We start from the raw sequence: 2,134 nt of genomic DNA on the forward strand, positions 1-2,134 counted from the left end.
ACCTATGGCTAGTCTACGACATTTTTCTGCACTGACAAAAAACTCGCTATGCTCAGACAGTTTTGCCAGCACATAAAAATGCTCCGACGGATTAATTTATGCTCAATCCTGTTTAAAAAATAAAAATTATATCTTAAATCATTTGAAAATATTGGGTTTAGTATAAATTTATTAAATTTCTTCATAATCTTCGATTTTTACTTCTAAATCATTATTTTTATCCTGAAAATTCGTATTTTTCACAATTTTTTCATCATTTAAATTTTCATATTTTCTTTTCACACTTTCTTCTCTCGACTTTTCCTTTTCCCAGTCAAAATAATCTCCACACAAATTTACAAATACAAACTTACTTTCACCCATTTCTACTACTGAATAAGCCCTTAGTTCCACTGTGTTGTAGACTGCTTCTCCATTCAGATAAATTAATCCATTAGAATCTCCGGGAGTTAGCATAAATTTTCGCTGTTTAGGGTTATAACTTATTGAACAATGGTTTTTTCTAGAAATCATAGTATCTCCTAAAATTTGTATATCCATATTTTCTCCACGCCCAACAAAGTTACGTTCACTTACAATCCTGTAGTCTTTTCCCTTATCATGCCCCTCTATGCACGTAAGCCAACCCACGACCGGATCTACGGTGCTATCTTTAGACCAGTAGGCTGTTGTTCTGTCTTCATCTTTCATTTCTTCAACTAGATTAATTTTATCATCCAGATTTTCTGTTTCCAGTCCTTCTGATTTGCAGTAAGGACACGAGCTGTATCTTGAAACATCGTATATATGCCCATTTTTACATCTATCCAATTTCATTTTAAAATTTTCCTTTCTTTTTTTATTTATAGATTTATTTTAATAATATTTTTGTAGTTGCTAAATAAATTATGTCTCCTGATTCCACTTTTACTGGTATATTTTTTTTCAGCTTTATTTTCCGTTTATCTAAACTTCTTTCTATTCCACTTCCATTTTGTGAGCCTAAATCCTCATAATACCAGATTCCGTTGACACGATTTAAGATCCCATGAGCCCTGCTGACTAAATTTGAATAAATTCCTTCACTTACATCTATATCCACCCTGTTTCTTGGCGATTGCTTCCCAATAAGAAGCGATGTTGCCCTCCCAATTTTCCAAATTTTCATATCATAATCTTCTGAATCCTTCAAAAATATATGCTCAATCTGCTTTTTCTCCAAATCCTCAATTTCCTTTACCCTTTCTAAAAATACGTTATGCTCCCTTTCCCTCTCATACTTTATATTTTTGATTTCCTCCTCAACTTCCACCTTTTCAAAAAATCTTTCAACAATAAGCAGGTAAAGTGTGACTCCAATATAAATAAAAATTGAAAAATAAAGACTTTTTGTAGAATATCCTGAAAGATGTACAAAAATAAATGTAAATATTAAAACTGTCATTATTAAAATATTTTTTATATTTAAAAATTTGTAACTCTTTTGATTTTTTGCATTCAATTTACGTTTTTCATATTTTTTAATTCCCTTTTCTACACTAATTTTACTCATTTCATCGTTAATTTTTCCATTTTCTCTATTTTTTCCAAGCCATGCCACACTTCTAAGTCTTTCCAGCCTGTAAATACTCCCACGCCCAAATGGACGCCTAAAAATATTTCCCCAATTTTTAAAACTTCTTCTGATTCCCCACAACATTTCTAATTTCCCCTTCTTACTTTTTCTCTTTCATATCAAAAAAACTCTCAAACCTGCTTTTCACACTTTCCTTCTCAGCTTTTGCTTTATTCTTCCCCATTTTATCTAGCCCAAAACTATTTTCAAACATTCCTTTCATTTCGGTTGCACTTTTAAAAAATTCTTTTCCGAAAGTAAAATTATTTTGAAAAGATTTACTTTTAAAATTTTCCTTATTATTTTTATTTTTTTGAGGATTTCTCTCATTTTTTCTTTTGTAATCATACTCTTTCCTTCTTTTATCATTTGAAAGAACTTCATACGCCTCTGTTATTTCTCGAAATTTTTTTACAGCTTTTTCATCTCCTGCATTTCTATCGGGATGATATTTCATTGCCATTTTTCTATATTTCTTTTTTATTTCGGAAATATCTGCATTCTCAGGTACTTCCAGTATTTTGTAATAATCCATTTCGC

General features: G+C 30.6%; 3 protein-coding genes. All 3 read right to left on the reverse strand.

The genetic code is table 11. The annotated features are described in order from the left end of the window. Positions 1-171 precede the first annotated feature (171 nt). Complete coding sequence (locus Q0370_RS04295; protein WP_299572594.1) at positions 172-816, reverse strand: FHA domain-containing protein; 645 nt, start codon at positions 814-816, stop codon at positions 172-174. Between the two features lie 34 nt (positions 817-850). After that, entirely contained in the window at positions 851-1,678 is an 828-nt protein-coding gene (locus tag Q0370_RS04300) for an FHA domain-containing protein (RefSeq protein WP_299572597.1), read from the reverse strand. A gap of 16 nt (positions 1,679-1,694) precedes the next feature. Then, on the reverse strand, positions 1,695-2,134 hold a 440-nt coding region (locus Q0370_RS04305; RefSeq protein ID WP_367270836.1), incomplete at its 5' end, for a DnaJ domain-containing protein.

The organism is uncultured Leptotrichia sp. (assembly GCF_938036635.1).
GTDB classification, from domain to species: domain Bacteria; phylum Fusobacteriota; class Fusobacteriia; order Fusobacteriales; family Leptotrichiaceae; genus Leptotrichia; species Leptotrichia hongkongensis.

Bases quoted from the DNA above. Each gene is read 5' to 3' on its own strand.
- Q0370_RS04295 (WP_299572594.1), bottom strand. From the start codon at position 816: ATGAAATTGGATAGATGTAAAAATGGGCATATATACGATGTTTCAAGA.
- Q0370_RS04300 (WP_299572597.1), bottom strand. From the start codon at position 1,678: ATGTTGTGGGGAATCAGAAGAAGTTTTAAAAATTGGGGAAATATTTTT.